This window comes from Methanocaldococcus sp. (genome assembly GCF_024490875.1).
Taxonomy (GTDB): domain Archaea; phylum AGJL01; class Methanococci; order Methanococcales; family Methanocaldococcaceae; genus Methanocaldococcus.
This window is the reverse complement of record NZ_JACCLX010000035.1, coordinates 1-2,055: the sequence shown is the minus strand read 5'-3', so window position 1 is coordinate 2,055 and position 2,055 is coordinate 1. Positions and strand designations below refer to the sequence as shown.

Annotated in this window: 2 protein-coding genes and 1 pseudogene; 1 reads left to right on the top strand and 2 read right to left on the bottom strand. The window is 29.2% G+C overall.

Features of this window, described 5'->3' with window-relative positions; translation table 11 throughout:
* Positions 1-216: 216 nt before the first annotated feature.
* Positions 217-1,521, bottom strand: coding sequence for an aspartate--tRNA(Asn) ligase (gene aspS / locus HZY31_RS06390; protein ID WP_297318591.1), 1,305 nt, complete (start codon positions 1,519-1,521; stop codon positions 217-219).
* A 90-nt stretch (positions 1,522-1,611) separates the two neighbouring features.
* The gene (locus tag HZY31_RS06385; protein ID WP_297318590.1) at positions 1,612-1,824 is read right to left on the bottom strand and encodes an RNA chaperone Hfq; all 213 of its coding nucleotides are present in this window, start codon (positions 1,822-1,824) and stop codon (positions 1,612-1,614) included.
* Positions 1,825-1,958: 134 nt separating this feature from the next.
* Between HZY31_RS06385 and HZY31_RS06380 the strand changes: the two are divergent.
* Positions 1,959-2,055, top strand: a pseudogene (locus HZY31_RS06380) (IS6 family transposase); the annotation flags it as partial.

Here is a 2,055-nt window from a genome sequence, read left to right as displayed (position 1 = left end):
GAAAATTAAAGATAAAAATAAACTATAAAAATCTCCAAAAAATCTCAATAATTTAATAAAATTAAATATTCAAATTAATCAAAATAGAAGACCCTTCGAAATTTCATAAAAATTTTTAAAATCTAAAAATATAATATTAAAATCCCCTAAACTAAAAAATAAGAATTTTTAGCGAGAGAGGTGATAATAAATAAGATTTTAGTGAGGATTAAATAATTATGGTGTTAATCTCTGTCTATCTCTTGGGAATAGGACACACTCTCTAATGTTTTCTTGCTGAGTTAAAACCATTGTAAATCTATCAGCCCCCAAACCCCATCCAGCATGAGGTGGCATTCCATACTTAAATGCCTCTAAATAGTAAGTAAATCCATCTGGATTTAGTCCTTTTTTCTTAATATTTTCTACTAATAAATCATACTGATGAATTCTTTGAGCCCCAGAAGATATTTCTAAATCTTTATACATTAAATCAAATGCCTTACAAACTTCTGGATTATCTTCTTTTGGCATAGTGTAGAATGGTCTTGTGTCAGATGGCCAGTCAGTTATAAAGTATAATCCTCCCATCTCCTCTCCAATAGCCTTTTCAGCCTCTCTACTTAAATCTTGCCCCCAAACAATTTCAACGCCCTTAGAGTTTGCTATATCAATAGCTTCATCATAGGTAATTTTATCAAACTTTTTTGGAGGTATCTCAAATTTAATTCCTAATGTCTCAATCTCCTTGCTTCTATTTTCATAAACATCTACAAATGCATTATATACAACCTTCTCTAACATTTCCATAGCATCCTTATCATCTGCAAATGCCATTTCAATATCTATAGATGTAGCCTCGTTTAAATGTCTTCTTGTGTTATGTTCCTCAGCTCTAAATATAGGGGCTATTTCAAACACTCTATCCAAACCTGTGGCCATTAACATCTGTTTATAGAGTTGAGGACTCTGACCTAAAAATGCTTCTCTCTCAAAGTAAGATATTGGGAACAGTTCCGTTCCTCCCTCTGTGCATGATGCAACTAACTTTGGAGTATTTACTTCAATAAATCCTTCATTGTATAGTGTCTTTCTAACGGATTTTAACATTTCACTTCTTATTTTAAATATTGCTTGAATTTTTGGTCTTCTTAAATCTAAAAATCTATTTTCTAACCTTGTATCTAACTCTGCTGGAACTTTTTCAGAAGGGTCTAATGGAAGAGGTCTTTGAGCGGTATTTAAAACTTCCAAATCTAATGGTAATATTTCAAATCCATTTGGTGCTTTTTCATTTGCAATTACTTTTCCTTTAACAGCAATAACATCCTCAGTTCCTAGTTTTTTTATTTTTTTAAATAACTCCTCTCCAACCTTTTGTTTTGGTGCTACTATTTGTAGAAATCCTTCTCTATCTCTTAAAATAACAAATATAATTTTACCTAACGCTCTAATTGAATGCACCCAGCCCATTACAATAACTTCTTCTCCATCCATTTCTGGCTTAATATCTGCTGAATAGTGTGTTCTTTTCCATTTCATATAACTTCACCAGATTAACTATTAATAATAGAAAAAAATAGTAAAAACCCTTTTTTATTTAAATATAAAAAGTAGAATAAAAAATAAAATTTAGTATTCTATGTAGTCAATAGCATGTTTAAATATTAATAAGTTTTTATCTCTTACTTTTACAATAATTTCATAGTTTGAAATTCCAGTAATATTTGCATCTATAACTTCTCCATTTCTTAAAAATATCTTAACCTTTTTTCCTTTTAATTTTCTTGCATATTCAAAGTTTGGAATCATTTTATTTGCTTTCTTTTTTGAAGGTTTATTCATTATTTCCACCATTTCTATTTATTTAATTAATCAACCCATAATAATTTTCAAACACATATATATACTTTTTTAAAGGATGAAGAGACTGTCAAGATAAGAAAGATTTAAAAATATGGAAGTAAAAAATAGGGGATATGAAGCTGACGATAGAAGTATTAAAGGAACGAATGGCGGAACTTTTTAAGAAAGATAGGAAATCGGTGGAGATTAAAATTTTATCTGGGATTTTAT

Excerpts from the sequence above, each read along its gene's own strand:
- aspS (WP_297318591.1), bottom strand. The coding sequence starts at position 1,521 with ATGAAATGGAAAAGAACACACTATTCAGCAGATATTAAGCCAGAAATG.
- HZY31_RS06385 (WP_297318590.1), bottom strand. The coding sequence starts at position 1,824 with ATGAATAAACCTTCAAAAAAGAAAGCAAATAAAATGATTCCAAACTTT.